The sequence below is a fragment of the Bradyrhizobium zhanjiangense genome (assembly GCF_004114935.1).
Classification (GTDB): domain Bacteria; phylum Pseudomonadota; class Alphaproteobacteria; order Rhizobiales; family Xanthobacteraceae; genus Bradyrhizobium; species Bradyrhizobium zhanjiangense.
The window spans coordinates 7808898-7831732 of the sequence record NZ_CP022221.1 but is presented as its reverse complement, the minus strand read 5'-3'; the positions used below and the strand labels follow the sequence as shown (position 1 = coordinate 7831732).

Here is a 22835-nt window from a genome sequence, read left to right as displayed (position 1 = left end):
AAGCAAGGGGTGAGGGCGCTATGGCCAGGATCAGAGTGGGACTCGTCGGCTGCGGCTTCGTGTCGGAGCTGCACATGTATGCGTTCCGGCGCGTCTATGGCGTGGACGTCGAGGTTGCGGCAGTGGCTGCGCGCGGCGATCACGTGGTCGAGTTCGCGACCCGCCACAACATCCCGCGCGTCTATCGCAGCTTCGCGGAAGTGATCGCGGACCGCGAGCTCGATGTCATCGACATCTGCACCCCGCCCAACCTTCATGCCGAGATGATCGTCGCCGGCATACAGGCGGGCAAGCACGTCATCTGCGAAAAGCCGTTTGCGGGCTATTTCGGCCGCGAGGGCGATGCGCGGCCGATCGGCAAGCATGTGCCGAAGGCGCTGATGTACGAGCGCGTGCTGGAGGAGATGGACGCGACGCGGGCCGCGATCGAGCGTAGCGGAAAATTGTTCATGTATGCCGAGGACTGGATCTACGCGCCCGCGGTGACCAAGACCGCCGAGATCATCAAGGCGACGAAAGACAAGATCCTGTTCATGAAAGGCGAGGAGAGCCATTCCGGCTCGCACGCCGCGCATGCCGCGCAATGGGCGATGACGGGCGGCGGCTCGCTGATCCGCATGGGCTGTCACCCGCTCTCGGCCGTGCTTTATCTGAAGCAGGTCGAGGCCAAGGCGCGTGGCGAGACCATCGGCGTCGCCAGCGTCACTTGCGATGTCGGCAACGTTACCGCTGGCCTCAAGAGCGAAGAACGCACCTACATCAAGGCCAATCCGGTCGATGTCGAGGATTGGGGCGCGCTGACGGTGACCTTCTCCGACGGCACCAAGGCGACGGTGTTCTCCGGCGACATGATCATGGGCGGCGTGCGCAACCTGATCGAGACCTACACGTCCGGCGGCTCGCTGTTCGCCAACATCACCCCGAACACGCATCTGATGAGCTACCAGACCAGCGAGGAGAAGCTCGCCAGCGTCTACATCACGGAAAAGGTCGACCGCAAAACCGGCTGGCAATATGTCTGCCTCGAGGAGGAATGGACGCGCGGATATTTGCAGGAGATCCAGGACTTCATGGAATGCGCCGCGACGGGTCGGCCGCCGCTCTCGGACCTCGCGCTGGCGTACGAGACGATCAAGGTGAACTACGCCGGGTATTGGGCGGCGGAGGAGGGAAGAAGGGTGGTGTTGTAGGGAGTGCTGCTCTTTACCCTCCCCTGGAGGGGGAGGGTGGACCGCTCGCGCCGCGCCTCACGCCCCGTAGGTCGAGCCCTTCGGCAGCGGGAAGACCGGCTCCCGCGTCCGGATATTCGTCGGCCACACAACCGAGATGTGCTCGCCGGCATTCTGCATCACGACCGGGGTCGAACGCTCGTTCTGGCCGGAGAGCGGCGTGCCCGGCGGGAAGAATTTCACGCCATAGCCCTGGATGGTGCCACCGGCGGGGATGTCGACGTCGAGCGCTGCTTTGCGAACGGCCTCGGGCTCGAAGCTACCGTACTTCTCCTTGGCGATCGGCAGCACATTGTTGAGCAGCACCCAGGTCTGGTTAAAACCCATCGAGCAGTGTGGCGGCACGTCGGTCGCGCCGGTCTTGGCCTGGTAGCGCGAGACCATGGTCTTGATCAGATCGCCCATGCCCGGCGCGAGCTTGGCGGGATCGAGCAGCTGCGCCGGCACCGGATCGATGTTGCAGAAATTGTCGATGTCGGCACCGAAAGTCGCGCGCAGCTTGTCGAGCTGGCTGTAGCCGGCGCCGGCCCCGAACAGCATCTTGAAACGCAAGCCGCTCTCGCGGGCCTGGCGCAGGAACAGGGTGATGTCGGGGTTGTAGCCTGCGTGCGAGATCACGTCGGCCTTGGCGCGCTTGATCTTGGTGACCAGCACCGAGAGATCGGGCGCCGAGGCCGAATATCCCTCGCGCAGCACCACCTGGATGCCGGCCTGCTTGGCGTAGGCCTCGTCGGCGGAGGCAACGCCGACGCCATAGGGGCCGTCCTCGTGGATCAATGCGACCTTGACCTCCTTGGGGTCGATGCCGAGCTTGGCTTTCGCATGCTCGTTGATGAAGCTTGCAAAGGCCTGCCCATACTGGTCGGAATGAATCTGCGCGCGGAAGACGTATTGCAGATTCTTGTCCTTGAACACGGCGGTCGAGACCGCGGTCGTGATCCAGAGGATCTTCTTCTGCTGCTCGACCCTGGCGGCGAGCGGCACGGCATGCGAGCTCGCATAGACGCCGTTGAGGATATCGACCTTCTCCTGGTTGATCAGGCGTTCGGCCTCGTTGATGGCGACGTCCGGCTTGCTCTGGGAGTCGGCGGCAACAGGCACGATCTTGGTCTTGCCTCCGATCCCGCCCTTCTCGTTGACGAGATCGATGGCAATCTGCGCACCGATCGAAGAGGCGACCGAACCGCCTGCGGCGAACGGGCCGGTCAGATCGTAGATGACGCCAATTCGCAAATTCTCGGCTTGGGCCTGGGCCCGTGTCCAATCGAGGCTGAGTACGGCGGCGGCAGCCGCCGAGGTCTTCAGCAGTTGCCTGCGTGAAGTCGGCATCCTATCCTCCCTCAATTAATTTGGATATTTGGCTGTTATTTTTGCGAAGTATTGGGAGCGGGATGGCGAAAGTCAACATCGCCCAAGGTCGATAGGGCAGGCGGCGGCGTAGAACGCATCTGCGAAAGGCAGCAAAAAGCCCATCACTCCGCGCGGAGCGATGGGCTTCCTGTCGATGCGACTGGTTACTGCGACAGCTTGACGAAGGTCGGAAACTTCATCTTGCCTTCCGCGATCTTCTCGGGCCAGACCACGACCTGCTTGGAGTCCTGCCACTGGAAGACGAGGCCGGTGACAGCGCCGGGGCCTGACTTGATGCCGTGGGTGAACTCGTCGTTCTTGCCGTAGAACTGGATGCGGCCGATCGTGCCCTCGTAATCGGTCTTCTCGAGCTCGGCGACCATCTTGTCGGGATCGGTCGAACCGGCGCGCTTGATGGCTTCCGTGATGAAGTAGACCTCGTCATAGGCGGTGTAGCCGGTATAGGCCGGCGGCGTGCCGAACTTGGCCTTGAAGGCGGCCGCGAACGGCTTCGTCTTGGGAGTGACGGCGACGTCGGGCGTGGCCACCGCCAGCGACGGTATGCCGTCGGCCGCGCCATTGGTGTCCTTCCAGAAGGTCGGGCTCAGCGCCTGCGCGCTGATGCCGAACATCGGGATCGGCACCTGCTGGTTCTTCCACTGCACCGTCGGCTGCACGCCGACATGGGAGATGCCGGTAACGATCACGTCGGGCTTCTTGCCTTCGATGTTGTTGAAGATCGGCGTGAAGTCGGTGGTGTCAGGCGAGAAGCGGACGTGCTCGACCACCTTGAGGCCGGCCTTCGGCAGGCATGCCTCGTAGCCGACGTCGAGCGGCTTGGTCCAGGCGGCGTCCTCGCTCATGATCGCGACGGTCTTGAACTTGAGCTTGTCGACGAGCAGATCCTTGGCGGCGTCGCAGACGAGCTGGGCTTGGGCTGCCGAAGTCAAGTAGCCATGAAAGGTGTACTTGTTCTTCTCGTAGTCGTTGTGGATCGCCTTGGTGATCTCGTTCGAGGCGGCCCCTGGCGTGATCAGCGGCATCTTCAGGCGCGCCGCCCAGGGCTCCAGCGCCAGAACGACCTCGCTGATATAGCTCGCGATCACCGCGGAGACCTTGTCCTCGCTGACCGCGCGCTGGAAGGCGCGCACGGAATCCGCGGACGAGCTCTTGTTGTCGTAGGTGACGATCTCGATCTTGCGGCCGAGCACGCCGCCCTTGGCGTTGATCTCGTCGGCAGCGATCTGCGCGCCGCCCGGCGTCGCCGCACCGGCGATCGACTGCACCTCGGCGATGACGCCGATCTTGATCGGATCGGTCGACTGCGCGTAGGCGGGTGCCGCGAGGCACAGCGCCAGCGCGGAGGCGAGCAGGCTGCTGTTGAGAACTAATGGTCGCATGGTCGTTTCCTTTTCCACGTTTTTTGTTGATGTTGACGGACTCAAAGAAAATCGGCGCCGGCCTCGCTCGCGAAGCGGCCGGGATCGCCTTCCCAGACGATCCTTGCATGCTCCAGCACATAGACCCGGTCGGCATGCGGCAGCGCGAAGGTCACGTTCTGCTCGCCGAGCAACACCGTGATCGACGTGGTTTGCCGCAACTTGGTCAGCGCCTTGGACAGTTGCTCGAGGATGACGGGGGCAAGGCCCAGCGTCGGCTCGTCCAGGATCAGGATCTGCGGCTGCATCATCAATGCGCGGCCGATCGCCAGCATCTGCTGCTCGCCGCCGGAGAGCGTCTGTGCCAATTGCCCCTGGCGCTCTTTCAGGATCGGGAACAGCTCGAACAGCCAGGCGAGCTGTGCCGCGCGCTTGTCATCGGAAAGGTGCTGGCCACCGAGATCGAGGTTTTCCCGCACGCTCATCTCGCCGAACAGCTCGCGCGATTCCGGGCACTGCACGAGGCCGCTGCGCGCGATCCTGGCTGGGCTGATGCCGCGCAGCTTCTCGCCGCCACGGACGATCTCGCCACTATAGGGCAGGAAGCCGGAGATGGTGTTGAACAGCGTGGTCTTGCCGGCGCCGTTGAGGCCAACGACCGAGACGAACTCGCCCTCATGGACGTGGATCGAGACGTTCTCCAGCGCCTGGGCCTTGCCGTAGAACACGCTGACATTCTCGACCTGGAGCAGCGGCACCTTGTCCTTGAAGCTGGTCTCGGGCCGCGCATGGGTCTCGATGGCGCCGCCGAGATAGACGCGACGCACGGTCTCGTTCCTCATCACGTCGTCGGCCCTGCCGGTGACGATCTCCTCGCCGAGATACATCGCGAGCACGCGGTCGACGAGGGCGGCGACGCTCTTGACGTTGTGGTCGACCAGCATCACCGCGCGGCCCTCGTCGCGAAAGCTGCGGATCAGGTCGGAGAAGATGTCGACCTCGGCCCGCGTCAGGCCGGCGAAGGGCTCGTCGACCAATACGACCTTGGGGTCACGCGCGATCGCCTTGGCAAGCTCGAGCCGGCGCAGATCGGCAAACGGCAGCGTCGGCGGGCGGCGGTTCATGACTGCGCCGAGCCCGACGCGCTCGGCGATCCATTTGGCGCGCTCGACCAGCGCCTTGTCCGGAAACAGCATGAACAGGCTGTCCGGCAGCAGCGCCACCATGATGTTTTCCAGCACTGTTTGCCGGTTCAGCGGCCGCGAGTGCTGGAACACCATGCCAAAGCCTTTGCGCGCGATCTTGTGCGCGGGCAGGCCGGCGACGTCCTCGCCCTCGAAGACGACTTCACCTGATGTCGGGCGCTCGATGCCCATCACGCTCTTCATCGCGGTCGACTTGCCCGAGCCGTTCGGCCCGATCAGGCCAAAGATCTCGCCGGCGTTGACCTCGAAGCCGAGGTTCTTCACCGCGGTTAAGCCACCGAAGCGTTTGGTCAGGCCGCGAACTTCGAGCACGGCCCGGTTTGAAAGCCTCATATCCATCACGAGCGCGCCTCGCGCGAGAGGGCCGCTCCGAGGAAGCCGCCGGGGAAGAACAGCACGACGAGGAGCGCGACCGCCGAGACGATGAAGGTCGCGAGCTCACCGGTCGGCCGCAAGAATTCGCCGGCGACGATCAGGAAGATCGCGCCCAACGCCGCGCCAAGCACGGTGCGGCGGCCGCCGAGCACGGCGGAGACGATGACGTTGACGCCGACCGCGACGTCGACGACGGTGCCGACCGAGGCGGTGCCGAAGTAGAACACCAGCAGCGCGCCCGACAGCCCCGAGAAGAACGCGCTGACGATGAAGGCGGCGAGCTTGTGCTTGACGATGTTGAAGCCGAGCGCGCCAGCCTGCACCGGATCCTGGCCGCTGGCCTGCAGCACGAGTCCAACAGGCGATTGCGACAGGCCGTAGAGGATCGCCGCCGAGATCGTCATGAAGCCGAGCGCGATCCAGTAGTTCGTGCCGGCATTGATGGAGATGACATCGGGGATGGTGAGCCCGATCTCGCCGCCGGTGAGGTCGGCGAACACCACGATGAAATTCTGCAGCATCAGCACCGCAACCAGCGTGGTCAGGCCGAAATAGGGCCCGCGCACCCGCAAGGCCGGCAGCGCCAGCACAAGACCGGCGACGACGGAGGCGAGGGCGCCGAGGACGATGCAGAGATAAACCGACCAGCCGAACTGGGCATTGAGGATGCCGGCGGCGTAGGCGCCGACGCCGATCAGGAAGGTCGGCCCGAAATTGACTTCGCCGGCAAAGCCGAACAAGAGGTCCCAGGCCATCGCGAACACGCCGAAATAGAACGCGACGGTGAGCAGGCCGAGCACGTAGCCGGAGACGTAGAGCGGCAGCGTTGCCGCGATGATGACGAGCGCGAGCGAGATGAAGAACAGGCGCGAGGTGAAGAAGCTGGACATCTCAGCGCCTCCCCAGAAGGCCCTGGGGCCGGATGTACATCACGAAGACGAGCAGCAGCAGCGCCGGGATGGTGCGGTAGGCCGGCGAGAGCAGGTAAGCCGTCAGGGTTTCGAGATAGCCGACCACGAAGGCCGCGATCAGCGAGCCGGAGACGCTGCCGAGCCCGCCGAGCACGACGATCGAGAACGCGCTCGCGGTCAGCGGACCGACGCTGTAGGAGCTGACTCCTAGGAACATGCCGAGCAGCACACCGGCAATGCCGGCCAAAATGCCATAGATCGCCCAGACCACGATGTAGATGTTGGTGAGCTCGAGCCCGAGCAGGGTGACACCGCGCGGGTTCATCGACGCCGCCAGCACGGCCTTGCCGGTGCGGGTGCGGTTCACCAGGAGCCACAGCAGCGCGATGACCAGGCAGCAGACGATCGCCGTGAAAATCTCGTTGCGCGGCGTGCGGACGCCGAGGATCTCGACCACGCCGTCGACGATCGGCAGCACGGTCTTGGCGTTGTTGGTGAAGAAATAGGCGATCAGCTCCTGGATCATGATGCCCCACAGCAGGGTGCCGGTGAGGACGAAGATCTCCTTTTCCTCGTTCGGGATGCGCCGCGAATCCTGGATCGGCTTCACCACCGCGAAATAGGTAGTGAAGGCGGTGAGAAGCGCGACGCCGACGCCGATCAGCGCGCCGGCATAGGTGCCGACATTGAGGATGCTGGCGGCGGCCCAGGCCGCCACCGCTGCGGCCACCATGATGGCACCGTGAGAGAGGTTGAGCACGCCCGAGACGCCGAAGATCAGCGTGAAGCCGGTTGCACCGAGAGCGTAAAGAGCGCTGATGGCAAAGCCATCGATCAAAATCTGGAATGCTCGCATTGAGAATTGGCCGGGCAGCTTGGCTGCCGCTTGGAGGAAAAGCTGCTGCGTGCACCGCATGCGGAATGCTTTCCGGGCAAGGCCCGGATGCCGTTCCGTTCAATTTGCGGTGGGCTTGATGGAGCTCTGGAGACTGACGTCAGTCCTGACGACGTCCTCCGGTGCGCCGGTCACGGCGGCGTCGAGCGAATTCGCAACGCAACAGAGAGTCTTTTCTTCATGTTGTTTTTCTCCCTTGAGCAAGCCTCTTGTGAGCTATTGGGGCGCGACTATACCGGCGAGGGCATTCTCGGCAAGTGAAACTGCATTCAGGATTGTGAGAGGCGGACTAAAGTCTAGCGTCGCGCAAATAGAGAGCAGCGCAGGCATGCAGATTTCGTCGACGCCTATGCATGTACGCTGCCAGCATGCCTTCGCTCGGTTCAGTGCGTTTGCAGCAGCGACGGATCGAGCGGGCCGAGGCGAGCGGGATCGAATGGTGAGAGGTCGATCTGCGTTGTCCCCTCGGCGATCAGCTGCGCCAACGCCTCACCGGTGGCGGGTGCGTTGAGAATGCCCCAGACATTGTGTCCGGTCGCAACGTAGAGACCCTCGCTCTGCGGCACCTTGCCGATCAACGGCAAGCCGTCCTGCGTCACCGGGCGGAAGCAGGCCTGCCGCGCGATGATCTTCTCGGGCCGGAACAGCGGCGACAGCCGCTCGCTCATCGCCTGCAGGCGCGCGATCGCGTCCTGGTCGGGCGTCACGGCTGCGGGATCGAGCGGCAGCGGCGCGACGTCGGAGAGTGCCGTGATATGCGTGCTACCATCGGCGCGCGGGAAAACCTCGATCGACACGGCGTTGCCGCCGTCCTCATGCTCGAGGAACAGCGCATCGGCCGGCACGTCCGCGCCGGTGTCGTACACGATGCTCGGGCTGCGCTGGCCGTAGACCGCAGGCAGGCTCATCCATTGTGCGGCCAGCAGCGACCATGGTCCCATGGCGATGACGACGGCGTCCGCCTCGATCACGCTGCCCTCGACCTCGACGCCCTTTGCGGCTATTTCATCTGCGTCGCGCACGATGCCGGTGACGCGGCCGAGGCGAAGCTCCGCACCTAGCGCGAGTGCCCCATTCATCGTGGCCGACGTGAATTTTCCGGGATGGACAATCGCAGTGGTTTTTGGCGTGCCGATGCGCTGTGCGATGATGACGCCGTCACTCAGCCAGCCGAGCGCGGATGGTGAGTCCCGGCGAGGATCACTATCGGCTGCAACGAATCCGCTATATGCGGACATCGCGCGATAGCCCCAATCGCCCGCGATCTGCTCCGGCAGTTGTCCGTGAAGCGCAAAGCTACGCCGCGCCAGCGCATCGAGCGGCGTGCCGGCGCACCAGTCGCCCGCCAGGAAGCCACCAGCCTTGCCGGAGGCTGCGGCCGCGACCTCTGTCCGCTCCACCACAATGACGTCGATGCCGCCGCGCCGCAGAAACCAAGCAGTGCATGCGCCGATCACGCCGCCGCCGCAGATCACTACACGCATGGTTTTCTCCTTGAAGTGCACTCGCGCGCCGAAGGATTATCAAAAACAATTCGGCGCCGGCGAGGAGCGCCGGCGCCGCTTCGCAATGGAGCTTGCATCGCTCAGCCCGGGCCGGCGCCTTGCGTTGCCGTGTAGACCGCGTAGAGCGACTGGCTCGCGGCCATGAACAGGCGGTTGCGCTTGGGGCCACCGAAGCAGACGTTGCCGCACACTTCCGGCAGGCGGATGCGGCCGAGCAGCTTGCCGTCCGGTGACCACACCGTCACGCCGTTGTAGCCGACGGCGCGGCCGGCATTGCTGGAGGCCCAGACATTGCCGTTGACGTCACAGCGCAGGCCATCCGGCCCGCACTTCACGCCGTCGATCACGCAATCGCTGAACTTCCTGGGGTTAGAGAGCTTGTTGTCGCTGCCGACGTCGAACACGAAGATCTCGCCCTTGCCGCCCGCTCCGGTGTCGCCCGGTCCCTTGCCGGTCGAGGCGATGTAGAGCTTCTTGTAATCGGGTGAGAAGCAGAGGCCGTTCGGATCTGGCACCTGGTCTTCGGTGACGACGAGGTCGATGCGGCCCGAAGGGTCGATGCGATAGCAGTTGGTCGGCAACTCGCGCTTGCCTGCCACGAAGCCGGCGGGTTGTCCGATCCGCGGATTGAGCTTGCCGCCTGCATTGCTCGGGTCGCCTGCGACGTCGGGCTCGCCTTCGTAGAGCTGGCCGCCATAGGGCGGATCGGTGAACCAGTAGCTGCCGTCGGGATGCGCGGCGATGTCGTTCGGCGAGTTCAGCTTCTTGCCCTGATAGGAGTCCGCGAGCACGGTGGCGGTGCCGTCATGCTCATAGCGCGTCACCCGACGCGTCAGGTGTTCGCAGGAAAGCTGGCGGCCCTGGAAGTCGAATGAGTTGCCGTTGGAATTGTTGGACGGCGCACGAAACACGCTGACGCGACCGTCGTCCTCGCTCCAGCGCATCTGACGGTTGTTGGGAATGTCGCTCCACAGCAGATAACGTCCTTGCGCGCTCCAGGCCGGGCCCTCGGCCCAGAGCACACCGGTGTAGAGCCGCTTGATCGCGGTGTTGGGTTGCGCGAGATCGTTGAAGGACGGATCGACGGCGATGATGTCGGGGTCCCAGAAATAAGTGGTCGGCGCGCCACGGGGGCCGAAGTCGCGCGGCGGGGTGGTGATCGTCGTTGGCGGTGCGGCGGGGCCGGTCTGCGCCAGCGCGGAGCCGGCTCCGGCCATTGTGGCGGCGGCGCCGAGTGCAAGTCCTTGTACAACTCCTTGGACGAGTGTTCGTCGTGAAAGCGCACCATCGTGGTCACGCTGCTCTCCGTCACGAGCCTCTTGGCGTGTCATCGCGTCCTCCCGATCATGTTCGCTGGCCGGTTGATCCGGCCGAACGGGCGGAGGTTAATGCGGTCCGCAGCCGGTTGCGAGGGGTGGAATCGAAACCGCTGCGCGAGGCGGGTCGCAATTTCGTCACCTTCAACTGCGTTTGGATTGCAGGCTGACGGGGATAAAGCCGGAGCTCATTGTGCAAATTGTCGTCCTGGTCATTCTGCTCGCGATCGCATTTGCGGCCGGCTACTTCACGCGCGACTACGTCTCTCGCAAAAGGCGGGCGGAGGCACGCCGCTGGCGCGAGTACATCGAGCCGGATTGGCTCTCCGCCCACGCGCCGGCAAACACCAACGAGATCACGAACGCCGGCGCCGCCGTGGTTACCACCGGCGAGCTTGGCCAGATGCTGAACCGCTGGGAAAGCAGGGCCCGCGCTCGTCGCACCGGATCCGCATAGCCGGCGTTTGCGCGCTAGCCGACAATCCTCCTACTAGGTCAGTTCTCCTGACCATCTTTTGGCGTTGCAGTTGCGGCCGTTTCTCGTCTAGAAACGGGCGCATCGAGCCCCCGGCAACCAACCGTCAACGGTTTTGACCGAGGATTGTGGGCTCAAAAAGGGTCTGGCAATGCTGATTCGCGGCCAAATCGATGGGATTTCGGGGGAGGTGGCTGTGGCCGCCGCCACGATCCCGGCCGCGCTGCTGCCCACCCTCCTCCTTGGCGGGCTTCTTCTTAGCTGCCCCTGAGGGCCGGCTGGGCGCCACGCGCCTGGGCGCTCAGGGGTTGGTCGAGATCACCAGACACCTCAAGCGCCCAGCAGACTGAACGGCGCAAAAGCTCAAAAGGAAATTTGGAATGGCCACCGTGAACAAGTCCGACAAGGACCGCGTCATCATTTTCGACACCACGCTGCGCGACGGCGAGCAATGCCCCGGCGCTACCATGACCTTCGAGGAGAAGCTCGAGGTCGCCGAGCTCCTGGACGACATGGGCGTCGACGTCATCGAGGCCGGCTTCCCGATCACCTCCGAAGGCGACTTTCAGGCGGTCAGCGAGATCGCCCGCCGCTCCAAGAATTCGGTGATCGCCGGCCTGTCGCGCGCGCACCCGGCCGACATCGACCGCTGCGCCGAGGCGGTGAAGTTCGCCAAGCGCGGTCGCGTCCACACCGTGATTGCGACCTCGCCGCTGCACATGCGGGTGAAGCTGAACAAGACCCCGGAGCAGGTGATCGAGACCTCGGTCGCCATGGTCGCGCGCGCCCGCAACCAGATCGACGACGTCGAATGGTCGGCCGAGGACGGCACCCGCAGCGAGATGGACTTTCTGTGCCGCATCGTAGAGGCCGTGATCAAAGCCGGCGCCACCACGGTGAACATCCCCGACACCGTCGGCTACACGGTGCCGGAGGAATACACCCACTTCATGAAGACGCTGATCGAGCGCGTGCCGAACTCGGACAAGGCGGTGTTCTCCGTGCACTGCCATAACGACCTCGGCATGGCGGTGGCGAACTCGCTGGCCGGCGTGGTCGGCGGCGCGCGCCAGGTCGAGTGCACCATCAACGGCATCGGCGAGCGCGCCGGTAACGCGGCGCTCGAAGAGATCGTGATGGCGATCAACGTGCGCAACGACAAATTCCCGTACTGGAACAAGATCGACACCACGCAGCTCACCCGCGCCTCGAAGATGGTATCGGCGGCGACCTCGTTCCCGGTGCAGTACAACAAAGCCATCGTCGGCCGGAACGCGTTCGCGCATGAGAGCGGCATCCACCAGGACGGCGTGCTGAAGGACGCCTCCACCTACGAGATCATGCGCCCCGAGATGGTCGGCCTGAAGCAGTCCTCGCTGGTGCTGGGCAAGCATTCCGGCCGTCATGCCTTCGTGCACAAGCTGGAGGAAATGGGCTACAAGCTCGGCCCGAACCAGCTGGAAGATGCGTTCACGCGGATGAAGGCGCTGGCCGACCGCAAGAAGGACATCTACGACGAGGACATCGAGGCGCTGGTCGACGAGGAGATGGCGGCCTCGCACGACCGCATCAAGCTGACCTCGCTGACCGTGATCGCCGGCACCCACGGCCCGCAGCGCGCGACCATGAAGCTCGACGTCGACGGCCAGATCAAGATCGAGGAGGCCGAGGGCAACGGTCCGGTCGACGCGGTGTTCAACTGCATCAAGCGCCTGGTGCCGCACGAGGCCAAGCTCGAGCTGTACCAGGTTCACGCGGTGACCGAAGGCACCGACGCACAGGCCGAGGTCTCGGTGCGGCTGTCGCAGGACGGCCGTTCGATGACGGCGCGTGCGGCGGACCCGGATACGCTGGTGGCCTCCGCAAAGGCCTATCTCGGCGCGCTCAACAAGATCGTCATGAAGCGCCAGCGCGATACGGTGACGGCGGCAGCGGCGAGCTGACGCAGCTGACTTCGCCTCTCCCGCTTGCGGGAGAGGCCGACGCGCTCGGCAGCGCACTTGCGCGACGGAGCGCGGCGGGTGAAGACTCCGTTCTCACAGGGAATGTCCCCGCGCTCTCCCCAACCCTCTCCCGCAAGCGGGAGAGGGCGCAGCGATGTTCGCGGCATTCACCATGAATACCTGCCCTGCTAACGGCCAATAGCCGTGCAGGCTGCCGGCCTGTATTGATGCTGTCGGCATGAGGATAGGCCGCTCGGCATGCCGAGCGGCCCAATAACACCAGGGAGAGATTATGCGCACCTTTGCGATCGCGGCCTCCGTCGCGGCTTTGGCCTTGGGCCTTGTCGGCCCCGCCAGCGCTGACCCGATCATCATCAAATTCAGCCACGTCGTCGCCACCGACACGCCGAAGGGCAAGGGGGCGGAGAAATTCAAGGAGCTCGCCGAGAAGTACACCGGCGGCAAGGTCAAGGTCGAAGTCTATCCGAACTCGACGCTCTACAAGGACAAGGAAGAACTCGAGGCGCTCCAGCTCGGCAGCGTGCAGATGCTGGCGCCGTCCAACTCGAAATTCGGTCCGCTCGGCATCCGCGAGTTCGAGGTGTTCGATCTGCCCTACATCCTTCCCGACCTGAAGACGCTGCGGAAGGTGACGGAAGGCCCGCTCGGCGCAAAGCTGCTTAAGCTGCTGGACGCCAAGGGCATCACGGGACTTGCCTATTGGGACAACGGCTTCAAGCAGATGAGCGCCAACAAGAAGCTGATCGCGCCTGCCGACTATCAGGGCGTGAAATTCCGCATCCAGTCCTCGCGCGTGCTCCAGGCCCAGTTCAAGGCGCTCGGCTCGCTGCCGCAGGTGATGGCGTTCTCGGAAGTCTACCAGGCACTCCAGACCGGCGTCGTCGACGGACAGGAGAACACCTGGTCGAACATCTATACCCAGAAGATGCACGAGGTGCAGAAGTACATCACCGAGACCAATCACGGTTACATCGGCTACGTCGTGATCGTGAACAAGAAGTTCTGGGACGATTTGCCGGCCGACATCCGCGACCAGCTTTCGAAGGCGATGAAGGAGGCAACCGCCTTCAGCAACGCGCAGTCGCAGAAGGAGAACGACGACGCGCTCGCCGAGATCAAGAAGAGCGGCAAGAGCGAGATCATCAAGCTCACGGGCGAGCAGGACGAGGCGATGCGCAAGGCGATGGAGCCGGTCTACAAGGACGCCGCAAGCCGCGTCGGCCAGCCGCTGATCGACGAATTCCTGAAGGAAGCCAAGAGCACGACCAACTGATCTGGAAAGACGATGAAGGGGGCTTCCGTGCGAGCTGCACGGAAGCCTTTTGTTGCGAATGATTTCCAATTGTGGCTGGCGGTAAAATCAGGCGTCACGTCGTCGTAAGAGCGCCGCTTCCTGTCCAAGTTGTAAGTTGCGCGTCAGCCGCACCGCGCTCATCCTCAGGGCATCCTTCCAGAGGAGGTCCGTATGAGGAAGTTCACCATCGCTGCCATCGCCGTGCTCAGCATCGCCGGCTCGGGCGTGGTCTATGCTCAATATCATCGCCCGTGGATGGAGCGCTTCCATCACATCCGCATGAACCCCGAGGACCGCGCCGCCTTCGTCGACGCGCGGATCGCCGCCGTCCATGCCGGCCTGAAGCTCAATGCCGATCAGGAGAAGCTGTGGCCGCCGGTCGAGGCCGCCGTGCGCGATTTCGCCAAGCTGCGCATCGACCGCGCCAATGCGCGGATGAATGCCGGCCCGGGCGATACCGACAAGCCGGAGGATCCGATTGCGCGCCTGCGCCAGCGCGCCGAGGACATGGGCGCCAGTTCCGCGGCCCTGAAGAAGATCGCCGATGCCGCCGATCCGCTCTACAAGACGCTGGACGAGGGCCAGAAGCGGCGCCTCGCGGTGCTGACCCGCCAGCGCGGCCCATTCGGCGGCGGCGAGGACAGCCCGCCCCGCCACTTCATGGAACGCGGCATGGACCGCATGATGGAGCGCGGCATGGAGCACTTCCACCGTGACCGTTTCGACCGCGACGGCGGTCCGGACCGGGACGGCGAAGGCCGGCTCTAAGGGGGGCCGGATTGTCCCCGGATTAACCCTGGCGAAGCCGCTGGAATCCGGCGGCTTTTCGCTTTTTTGGACGTGTGGACGAAGCCTTGGAAAACTTGCGTCCCATCGCTTGCCATACCCGGATCGCTTTGCTAAACGACCGGCCTCGCAAGGCCTTAACCGCCTTTCGGGCGCATAGCTCAGTTGGTAGAGCAGCTGACTCTTAATCAGCGGGTCCCAGGTTCGAGCCCTGGTGCGCCCACCAAGCAAATCAAGCACTTACAGCAGTGCGCGTCAGAACGGACCATTCGGTTTGACGTCCGGTTTGAGAAATCTGTTCATTGTCCGTACGCCGATGGCGGGATGGCTGCGCGTTACCGCAACGTCTAGACTAGCTCGTTTCCGCGGCGCCGTGGAGCACTCTCTCACGCAGAAGCCTTGGCGACCGAGGACGCCTTCACCTGGAATCGATCCACATCCCAATCTGTTGTTCCTACCCGTACACTTCGCTCAGCTTTTTGATCGCTGACTCCGCGAGTTCGAGCCGGCCACCCAGGTAGTGCGTGTCCAGGATCTCCTGCACGGTCTTCATCGAGTGGCCGGTGATCGAGGCGATCTCTGGCACCGAGCAGTTCGATAGCGCGAGACGCGTAACAGCAGTGCCGCGCAAATCATGGAAGTGCAGGTCCTTCAAGGACGTTTTCTTAAAGGCCTTGTCCCAGCTCGTCCTGAAGCCGTCCTCCGTCCACGGCCGTCCGAACGAATTGACCAAAATGGTCACTGCAGAGCGCTTTTCCTTGAGCGCAGCATCAAGCGCTGCCTTTAGCGGCGGCCCCACCGGTATGGTTACACGGCGCCTGCCCTTGCTGCCGCGTCCCTTAGACTGACGCATCCGGATGTACGTGCCATCGTAGTCCTTCCAAGTTAGGCGCAGCAGGTCCCCTTGGCGCTGGCCCGTCCACAGTGCAAGCAGTAGAGCCGCCTGCAGCTCAACGGACGCAACGCTGCAGAAGGCCCGGATGTCCTCGGCGCTCCACACGATCTCCGATCGATCAGAGTCATAAAGCCGCCCGCCGCGCTCGCAAACGTTCACTGTGATCTTGCCGCGATCCTTCGCAACCGACAGAACACGAGCAATCGTTGTCCAAACGTAGTCCGCCTTGCGCGGCGTATCGGAGAATGAATCACGAAACTCTTTGAAGTCACCCCTCGCGCGCTTGTCTTCGAGAGCGCCGATTGGCATCGATCCAAACTTGGTATCGACGAGCTTGAGATATCCATCGTAAGCGCGCTTACTCTTGTCGCCGAGATCTTTGTACTCGCAACAGTCCTTGAAGTAGTCAATGAGCGAGCTAAACGTCTCGGCAGTCTTCGTTGTGTACGGCGACACTGCTTCGTTGTAGAGGCGCATAAACTCCGGTGTGCCGGGTTCCGCGTCAATGCGCGGACCTCCTTTCCAAGCGTACCAGTAGGTCTTCGATGTACCGTCAGCGAGCTTTTTTATGGACCAGTTGATCCCTTTCAGCCGCACTCGCATTCTGGGAAGCCTTCCATGCGTCGTATGGTGTTAGTTGAGCTTCAATCTTAGGCTGTAAACCAGATAGCCGGTCAAGGGCCGCGTCAATAGCTTTTCTATCCCATTTGCGTGTTCCGGGAATCGGTTTAGGCATGATTCCGCGTCGAACCCATTCGTTGAACGCCGAAAGCGACTCGCAGCCAGCGTAAGCCGCAGCTTGTTTTTTCGAGATGCCACGCGGCTCCGCCACCCTGTGCTCCACTGCTCTGAATGGCGCCGGATTTCGATCAAACCCGAAAATGCGGCCGAACAAAGAGTGTGGGATCGGCTGTCGTATGTTCGGCCAGCCAGGCGTGGAAATGGGTCAGTATGCGCGCATGATCACGGACTTGGCTTGTGGAACATGATGCGGCACGCGGCAAGAGTGAAGGCGCTCGAAATCTGGACAAGCTTCCAAAAGATTATAAAGCACTGCTTTGCGGAGTTTCGTGCCTGCGTCTGATCAGCGCCGCGCGCGGGCGTTCTTGGTGTGGAGTTGCTTTGGTCTCGATCGCTTGTCCTGTGGTGCTGGTGCACAACGGTCTTTAAGTGTTACTAGCTTGGCGATCGCTCGAGCCAAAGCGTCAGGGGTATCGAAGCGAGCGATTCCACGACGAACGCGAGCCCTCTCAGAAAAGTTTATGGTTCGTTTTACTTTCCCGTCGGCCGACAGCAGTACGTAATCGAGCACTGACTCGTTATGCTCAGACAGCCTGATGGCGGCGATCCAGCCCTGAGGCAGGCGTGCCCTGCGCTTGATCGACCAATACGGCGCTCGATTTTGCCTTCCGCAGCAGAGGGCTGATCGAATTGAGATGTTGACCGATCCACGCACGCGCAAGTAATCGGTCCGGTTGCTAGAGGTGATGCGACCACCAGCTTTCCTGATGGCCATGGCGATGTGAGAGCCCAGCTTGGCCTCTTGCTCCGCCCAGCGCGGACGAGACTCAAGAAATGCATAGTTTCGCTTGGGAGTGTAGCCGATTAACCGATACACGTTCATCATGCTGCCGAAGTGAGTTTGATAGGTGGAAGCGCAGGGAAGGCCGACCGTGCTGGCTATGATAGCAGAGCTCAGGCGCCCTTCCTTGAGCAGCGTTTTGCGTAGACGGGCAAGCATCTCCTCTTCAGTGAGATCGACACGCCGTTCCTCAATGATCTTGTTTACTTTCAGGAAGACTTCGCGTTCGATGATCGGCTCGATACATCTCTCGCTGGTGATCCAAAGCTCGGGAGGATTGCAGGTGCAGTTCCGCCGCAGCTTGCGTGATCGGCGGTTGAAGGTCAGGTTTCCAATGTAGTTCTCGTTTCTAAGCACCGTGTTAACCGCTGCGCGCGTCCACCGAACTCCCGTGCTTGTGAGTATGGCCCTCCGGTTTAGCTCCCGGGCGATAGTCGCTTCCGACTTTACCTGCAGAAAGCGCTCGAAGATCCACTTCACCACGGCTACTTCCTCGGGAATGCCGGGTCGCACTCGGACGTGATCAGTCATGAGGTACTTTTGGTCACCGTTCTTCAGCACGCCTCGCGACCGCTGACTCTGGTCGACAAGTTCTCGCAAGAGAGCATAACCAGGGCGACCTCCGAGCTTGAAGCCAAGTCGGGCGAACCGGCACTGCGCAGCGTGGACCTTCGCCGAAAGCTCACGACTGTACTCGGCTGCCATTACGCGCTTGATGTTTTTGATGATGCTGGAGAGCACGCTGCCGTCATTGTCAAACTGCTCAGCACAATACACGATGTTGATGCCTGCCTGTTTGCATACGAATTCGTAATATGCGCTCTCATCGACGTCCTGAAAGCGGCCCCACCGGCTTACGTCATAGACCAGAATATGACCGAAATCGGCTTCTCCTGTTTGGACATCCTTGATGAGCTGTATAAGACCGGCCCTGTTCTTGATGAGCAGGCCGCTCTCTCCCTCGTCGCGATAGGTTCGTACAATGGTCAGGCTATGGGGTGCGCGTATGCTGCAATCACAGCAGCCTGATTCTGAATCGAGTATTGCTGCCGTTGTGTCGACATGCGGACATATTGTGCCGCTCTCATGCCGAGCTGCGATCGTACCGGATGAGCCTTATAGATATCGAGCGCGTTGGCCATCATTCTCGCTCCCGAAAGTTACACCGGAGCAAATCAAACATCTATACGACGCTTGCAGCAAGAATTACATCAATTGAAGAAAATAGTCCCGCCATCGCCGCCGGTGTCGACGCAGTTGGGCGACCACCTCTCTTCGCAGCTCGCGTGCCAAGGAGCTCGTTCAAGAAGCATCTACAACGCCCAGCGGCGGAGGGCGCGATGCGGGCAAAGTATGTCTTCGGTGCCGTGTATATTTAGCGCATTAAGGCGGTCTTATACTATGGCTGTATCAATCCTTCTCTGTAACGCTCAAGCATGATCGTGGCGATGCGCGACGTTCTGCAGGAGCTTCTCTCCTCCGCCGATGCGGTCGAACGCGAGGTCTACCGGCTCCTCTACGAGCCTTTCCTGCATCCGCTGCGGAACTGCGCCAACGTGATCTTCCCGGAAATGGATCCCGAATGACTGACGAAGAGACGCTGTTCGTCCGATCGTATGGGGATCAGAGCATCCTCGAGAGCGCGTTTTGTCTGGCGGGGACTACCTCCGTCGACTCCATCGCCGGTGCCGCCATTGCGCTTCGGTTGGACCTCGACCACGAGGGATGTTCTCAAGCGCATTGCGCGCAATGCCGTCGAAACGAAGAAGGCCGATCGGCGGCTTCGGTTTTCAGGAGCCCCGGCTTAGGGAAGTCGACGCGATGATCAAGCGGCCCAAGGAATCCCATGACCAGGCGACCCTGCACAACCTGATCAACCATCATTTCGGGCGGGTGGAAGAGCAGGATGTGCCGGCGCGGGTCGAGGAGTTGTTCGGCGCGCCTGAGAAGAAGAGGCGAGGCCGCGAAGCTCCGTCAAGGCCGTACCGCTCGAACCATTGGTACAGGCCAACCGGGAGCGTCTCGACAAGGCCTTCGGCGAGGGCATCCCTATCAATTTGATGTTCGTTTGCCGGCGCGAGGAGGAGGGGCGTCTGTTCGCTTCCGTCGTCTCATTGATCTTTGGAGATCGGGTGAACGTAGTCCGCCACGCGATGCCCGACGGCGTGCACGGCACCCGCCAGCAATTGGACGGCGACGTTATGAATAGCAGGCTCAAGAGGGCCGCCGCCCGGAGGGAAGCTTGGCTGCCGCTCGCCGAGCGGATCCGGACCGGGTTTTCCGGAGCGCCCGTCATCGTCCAAGCCGCGCTCAAATACGACGGCAAGGACGAAGACGAGGTCAACAAGAGCGTAGGCCGGAACACGCTGGCTACGGTCGCCGGCAGCAACGTCCAGTATCTCCTCCCGCCGACGGCTGGCCATGCCGCCGAATATGCATCGCATCCAGGCGGCACTCTACGACCTGCTTTTCGGTCATGCGGGGCTCGGACCGGTACCGGCGCCCATCGTGGAAGCTGCGTTCGTCGATGCTCCCCGGGCCTCGCGCCATCGTCGGCATCTCGATCGTGTCGCAGGCCGGCTCCCGCACCGGCCGCCCCGAGGAGCGACGATCGCGGTGGCGATGAAGACCGATGTCGCCACAGGCCGCATATCGGGGAGGCTCGGATTTCTGCGCAACGGCGCGGTGGATACCGGTAAGTTCGAAGCTCTCTCGAAGACGCTGACCGCGGTCGCGTCGGCCGGAATCACATCGCTCGGAGAGAAGCAGCCCGAGAGGCGCGAAAACTTCCTGTCCTTCGTGCGGCGCGTGGTGGACGAGTTTGCGGCCGAAGATGCCAACGCGCTGGTGCTGGTGGATTCCACCTCCGCCCGGTCGCTGTGGTCCTGGCTTTCCCACGAGAACATCTCTTCGGACATCTATCTCGAGGACGTCGCCGCCGCGCCTCCCTCGTTGTGGAAGAAACTGCGCTTCGTCCGCGTCAGAGAAGGGTCCGCCGGACGGCTTTCCGTTCTGACCGAGAGGAAATGGACGCCCGTCACGCGCGAGGGTCTGCCGGTCGCCGCCGACCCCGTCGAGGAAGTCTACACCACCGCCGCGGAGCGCCTCATCGAAAGTTTGCCCGAAGGAAACGCGCGGGCACGCCACTATCTGACTGCGCATGGCTTCGACGTCCGCAATCGCGGAGCTCGCCGGCAGTCCGTCTGACTCGATAAACGAGGTTCGGGCGTCGCAGGAAACCGGAGGCAATGAGGACGCTTATCGTGGTGCTACACTTTGCCCTAGCTGCCCGTCTTGCGCTCGAAGCTGACCCGGGCCCCCTCAGCAAGAGCGGTGTAGCCCGCCTTCTCGACTGTCCTAAACTGAACAAATACGTCAGCTTCGCCACCTATCTCATGGCCAATGCACCCGCATGAATGGGCTTCGCAGATGGATATCCGCGGTCGTTGTGACATCCCTGTACCTGGTTGCCATATCGTCCCGCGCCGTTGATGCCTGACGCATCGCCATAGTCGGGGCTCGCGTGTGGCGCAGCGCCTGAATTTTCGTCAGATCGAGGCTTTTCGCGCGTTCATACTCACCGCACGAGATCGCGGCCGCAAACAAACTCAACACCGCGCACCCGTCGATTAGCCGCTCGATTGCGCAAATTCAGTCGGCGGCAAAACTCAAGCTGTCCGAACTCGATCGCGCCCGGCTGCCTCCGACGACGGAGGCGCTCATGCGGTTGGAGACGGCGTGGCGGAGTTTCCTTCCTTGAAGCCATCGAGGGGATGGTGGTGCTGCTACGGCGCTCAGGGATAGGACAACTGCGCACGTCCCTGTACGCCGCGCCGGGCATGAGCGTCATGCGCGCCTTCATAGCGCGATGCCGCCCTCTCAAAAGGAGCCTCAACGGTGAGGGCGTGCGAGGGGGGCGCGTAACCTTCGTACCTGACCATAAGCTTAGCGGTCTGCGCTAAAGTATCTCGCAACCGGTCAGGCGCGGGCATTGTCGATGGGTGCCTGCGAGGGTTAGCTCCGGGTGGAGCAATTTTTGTCAAAGCCCATCGTGCCCCTGCTGTGCCCCAGCTTTTTCGGGGCACACATCAAGGGAATAAGATCCCTAACTACCTGGTTCTAAAAGGCTAAATGGTGGGCGCACAAGGGATCGAACCTTGGACCTCTCCCGTGTGAAGGGAACGCTCTCCCGCTGAGCTATGCGCCCGGGACCATCATGCAGGCGGCCGGACTTTCGGCCGGCCGGCACATCGGAGCCCGCGATTTAGAAGTGCGGGCCCAAGGTGTCAAGTTTCCATGCGCCGCGGGGGCGGAAAACCTGCTGCAAGCCAGGCAATTCGCTGGTGAAGCCCGGTTTCGGCCCAATTACGCGCCCTGTTGGCGGGCACGCGAGGCGTGGGCCTGGAGCGCACGGATGCGCTCGGCGAGCGTTCCGCCGCCTTCGGGCAGGGTGCTACCGGCCGCGCCGTTGCTCGCGGCATCGTTGGCCGGGCGCGGCGCCGGCTTCGGCGGCTGGCCCGCCTCGGCCGCGAGCAGCGCCTCGATCGGCGAGTTCGGGCCTTCGAGCTGCATCGCGAGCTTGGCGACCTCGGCGGCGATGTCGTTGATGCGCTCGCGCAGCAGCGCGTTCTCCATGCGCTCGGTCGCCCAGGAGCTCTCCGCCTGCTGCTGGATCGCGTTGATGTCGCGCTGGAGCTTTGCGCGCTCGTCGCGCGCGGTACGGAGCTGCTCTTCCAGCGCGGTCTTCTCCGCGCGCAGCGCTTCGAACGCGGCCGACGACTTGCCGCCGCTCAAGGCGGCGATCTCGACGCGGAGCTCCTTGACGGTGCGTTCGGCACTTTCATTGGCCTGGCGGAGCTGGTTGTTCTCATAGTCGCGCTCGGCGAGCAACTTGCCCTGCGTGGCGAGGCGTCCCTCGAGGTCGGCGACGCGGCCCGACAGCATCTCGGCCTCCTTCACCTGCACGATGAGCTGGCGATCCAGCTCGGTGACGCGCTGGCTCAAATTCTCGACGCGGCCGCGCGCCTCGCCGAGTTCGCGCGAGGCGGTCTCAGATTCGGTCCGCTCGTGCGCAAGGCGCGCTTGCGTCGCGGCAAACTCCTTCTCGGCATCGCCGACGCGGTTCTTCAATTCCTCGATCTGCGCGCGGACGACGACGAGCTCGACCTGGCGGCTCTCCGCCATGATCGAACGGTCGGACAGTTCGGAGTTGATCTTGGCGAGCTCGGCCTGCTTGTCGCTCAGCGCCAGCTCGGCGGCGTGCAGCGCCTCGGTCTTGGCGTTGAACTCCTCCTCGGTGGCGCGGAGCTGCTCCTTCACCGCTTTCTCGCGCGCCTCGAGTGCGAAGATCGTGGCGTTCTTCTCGCCCAGTTCGATCTTCATGCGGTTGATGGCGTCGCTCTTCTTGCCGAGCTCGGCGAGCTGGCTCGTGGTCTTGTTCTTGAGCTGCTCGACGCTCATCTCCAGCCGCCGCGCCGACATGGCGAATTCGGCGCGAAGCTGGTCCTTGTCGGCCTGGATCTCGGCCATCGACAGCGGGGTGGCCGCCTCGAGCCGGCGCGTGGTCAGGCGCACCGCGCGGTTATGCACCAGCGGCACGAGGGCAAGCCCGCACAGCATCGAGAGCAGGAAACCGATCGCCAGGTACATGATCGGTTCGACCATGGGCCAAAAC

The 22835-nt window shown here is 62.9% G+C and carries 20 protein-coding genes, 2 tRNA genes and 1 pseudogene; 9 read left to right on the top strand and 14 right to left on the bottom strand.

Translation table 11 applies throughout. From position 1 onward, the window contains the following. Positions 1–20: 20 nt before the first annotated feature. Positions 21–1190 carry a Gfo/Idh/MocA family protein gene (locus tag XH85_RS37410; protein ID WP_128935925.1) on the top strand — a complete coding sequence of 390 codons (1170 nt, stop codon included), beginning with the start codon at positions 21–23 and terminating at the stop codon, positions 1188–1190. Positions 1191–1247: 57 nt separating this feature from the next. Here XH85_RS37410 and XH85_RS37405 read toward each other — a convergent pair whose 3' ends face one another. The 5 genes from XH85_RS37405 to XH85_RS37385 form a co-directional block, all read right to left on the bottom strand. Next, positions 1248–2558 carry an ABC transporter substrate-binding protein gene (locus XH85_RS37405; protein ID WP_128935924.1) on the bottom strand — a complete coding sequence of 437 codons (1311 nt, stop codon included), beginning with the start codon at positions 2556–2558 and terminating at the stop codon, positions 1248–1250. Positions 2559–2743: 185 nt separating this feature from the next. After that, the gene (locus XH85_RS37400; RefSeq protein WP_128935923.1) at positions 2744–3979 is read right to left on the bottom strand and encodes an ABC transporter substrate-binding protein; all 1236 of its coding nucleotides are present in this window, start codon (positions 3977–3979) and stop codon (positions 2744–2746) included. A gap of 41 nt (positions 3980–4020) precedes the next feature. Further along, entirely contained in the window at positions 4021–5502 is a 1482-nt protein-coding gene (locus XH85_RS37395; protein WP_164940363.1) for an ATP-binding cassette domain-containing protein, read from the bottom strand. Beyond that, positions 5502–6428: a branched-chain amino acid ABC transporter permease gene (locus XH85_RS37390; protein ID WP_128935921.1), complete on the bottom strand. Its 927-nt coding sequence runs from the start codon at positions 6426–6428 to the stop codon at positions 5502–5504. The genes XH85_RS37395 and XH85_RS37390 overlap by 1 nt, the downstream gene beginning before the upstream one ends. Before the next feature lies 1 nt (position 6429). After that, the gene (locus tag XH85_RS37385) at positions 6430–7305 is read right to left on the bottom strand and encodes a branched-chain amino acid ABC transporter permease (RefSeq protein ID WP_128935920.1); all 876 of its coding nucleotides are present in this window, start codon (positions 7303–7305) and stop codon (positions 6430–6432) included. A gap of 30 nt (positions 7306–7335) precedes the next feature. On the opposite strand from XH85_RS37385, the gene XH85_RS37380 reads away from it, so the two are divergent. Further along, positions 7336–7605 carry a hypothetical protein gene (locus tag XH85_RS37380; protein WP_128935919.1) on the top strand — a complete coding sequence of 90 codons (270 nt, stop codon included), beginning with the start codon at positions 7336–7338 and terminating at the stop codon, positions 7603–7605. Between the two features lie 122 nt (positions 7606–7727). On the opposite strand, the gene XH85_RS37375 is transcribed toward XH85_RS37380, so the two are convergent. Then, positions 7728–8828: an NAD(P)/FAD-dependent oxidoreductase gene (locus XH85_RS37375; RefSeq protein ID WP_128935918.1), complete on the bottom strand. Its 1101-nt coding sequence runs from the start codon at positions 8826–8828 to the stop codon at positions 7728–7730. Positions 8829–8929: 101 nt separating this feature from the next. After that, positions 8930–10180 carry an SMP-30/gluconolactonase/LRE family protein gene (locus XH85_RS37370; RefSeq protein ID WP_128935917.1) on the bottom strand — a complete coding sequence of 417 codons (1251 nt, stop codon included), beginning with the start codon at positions 10178–10180 and terminating at the stop codon, positions 8930–8932. A gap of 175 nt (positions 10181–10355) precedes the next feature. Here XH85_RS37370 and XH85_RS37365 point away from each other — a divergent pair, with 175 nt between their 5' ends. The 5 genes from XH85_RS37365 to XH85_RS37345 all read left to right on the top strand — a co-directional run bounded on the left by XH85_RS37365 (position 10356) and on the right by XH85_RS37345 (position 14910). Beyond that, positions 10356–10622 (top strand): hypothetical protein, encoded by a 267-nt coding sequence (locus XH85_RS37365; RefSeq protein ID WP_128937564.1) that lies wholly within the window; start codon positions 10356–10358, stop codon positions 10620–10622. A gap of 398 nt (positions 10623–11020) precedes the next feature. Then, a complete protein-coding gene (locus tag XH85_RS37360) occupies positions 11021–12583 on the top strand; it encodes a 2-isopropylmalate synthase (RefSeq protein ID WP_091878849.1) in 1563 nt (520 codons plus the stop codon). 292 nt (positions 12584–12875) lie between these two features. After that, positions 12876–13877 (top strand): TRAP transporter substrate-binding protein, encoded by a 1002-nt coding sequence (locus XH85_RS37355; RefSeq protein ID WP_128935916.1) that lies wholly within the window; start codon positions 12876–12878, stop codon positions 13875–13877. A 192-nt stretch (positions 13878–14069) separates the two neighbouring features. Then, complete coding sequence (locus XH85_RS37350; protein ID WP_128935915.1) at positions 14070–14666, top strand: Spy/CpxP family protein refolding chaperone; 597 nt, start codon at positions 14070–14072, stop codon at positions 14664–14666. 168 nt (positions 14667–14834) lie between these two features. Continuing rightward, positions 14835–14910: transfer RNA gene (locus XH85_RS37345), tRNA-Lys, on the top strand. 228 nt (positions 14911–15138) lie between these two features. Here XH85_RS37345 and XH85_RS37340 read toward each other — a convergent pair. The 3 genes and pseudogenes from XH85_RS37340 to XH85_RS48300 all read right to left on the bottom strand — a co-directional run. After that, positions 15139–16182: a tyrosine-type recombinase/integrase gene (locus XH85_RS37340; protein ID WP_128935914.1), complete on the bottom strand. Its 1044-nt coding sequence runs from the start codon at positions 16180–16182 to the stop codon at positions 15139–15141. 481 nt (positions 16183–16663) lie between these two features. Continuing rightward, positions 16664–17692 carry a recombinase family protein gene (locus XH85_RS47095; protein WP_245473852.1) on the bottom strand — a complete coding sequence of 343 codons (1029 nt, stop codon included), beginning with the start codon at positions 17690–17692 and terminating at the stop codon, positions 16664–16666. A gap of 186 nt (positions 17693–17878) precedes the next feature. Continuing rightward, positions 17879–18103 (bottom strand): annotated as a pseudogene (locus XH85_RS48300) (recombinase family protein); the annotation flags it as partial. 506 nt (positions 18104–18609) lie between these two features. On the opposite strand from XH85_RS48300, the gene XH85_RS45600 reads away from it, so the two are divergent. After that, complete coding sequence (locus XH85_RS45600) at positions 18610–18747, top strand: hypothetical protein (protein WP_164935218.1); 138 nt, start codon at positions 18610–18612, stop codon at positions 18745–18747. A 525-nt stretch (positions 18748–19272) separates the two neighbouring features. Here the strand turns inward: XH85_RS45600 and XH85_RS47085 are convergent. Next, a complete protein-coding gene (locus XH85_RS47085) occupies positions 19273–19584 on the bottom strand; it encodes a hypothetical protein (protein ID WP_128935912.1) in 312 nt (103 codons plus the stop codon). Between the two features lie 199 nt (positions 19585–19783). Between XH85_RS47085 and XH85_RS37320 the strand changes: the two genes are divergently transcribed. After that, complete coding sequence (locus XH85_RS37320) at positions 19784–20368, top strand: RNaseH domain-containing protein (RefSeq protein WP_164935216.1); 585 nt, start codon at positions 19784–19786, stop codon at positions 20366–20368. A gap of 74 nt (positions 20369–20442) precedes the next feature. On the opposite strand, the gene XH85_RS37315 is transcribed toward XH85_RS37320, so the two are convergent. The 3 genes from XH85_RS37315 to XH85_RS37305 form a co-directional block, all read right to left on the bottom strand. Next, positions 20443–20616: a cold-shock protein gene (locus XH85_RS37315; protein WP_128935910.1), complete on the bottom strand. Its 174-nt coding sequence runs from the start codon at positions 20614–20616 to the stop codon at positions 20443–20445. A 677-nt stretch (positions 20617–21293) separates the two neighbouring features. Next, positions 21294–21368 (bottom strand) — tRNA-Val (locus XH85_RS37310). Positions 21369–21526: 158 nt separating this feature from the next. Then, positions 21527–22825, bottom strand: coding sequence for a coiled-coil domain-containing protein (locus XH85_RS37305; protein WP_128935909.1), 1299 nt, complete (start codon positions 22823–22825; stop codon positions 21527–21529). Between the last annotated feature and the right edge of the window lie 10 nt (positions 22826–22835).